This window comes from Mesorhizobium sp. WSM4807 (genome assembly GCF_055811615.1).
On record NZ_JBVVQY010000140.1, the window covers coordinates 1 to 232 of the forward strand.

The 232-nt window shown below is 57.8% G+C and carries 1 protein-coding gene; it reads left to right on the forward strand.

Annotated features, from left to right (window positions below; translation table 11 throughout):
• Window positions 1-232 (forward strand): hypothetical protein (locus AC0L3N_RS33985; RefSeq protein WP_473552076.1); only part of this gene is annotated, 232 nt, incomplete at both ends.

The window sequence follows — 232 nt, forward strand, 5'->3', positions numbered from 1 at the left end:
GTGCAGTGGCGTTGATAAAAGTGGTTCTCCCATGGGCGGAACGTCGGGCCGGAACCGCCAGCGGACTCGACCAGCTTCAAATCCTGCATGACACAATGAAATCCTGCTTCGAGGTGGGGGCGGAGCGGGTGGTCATTTTCTACGGGCACAACTCAGGCGGCTATCCCCGGCCTGGTTCACCATTCTACGCGACCGCAGTTCACTGGGAAACGATTGAAGGTTACGGCAAGAT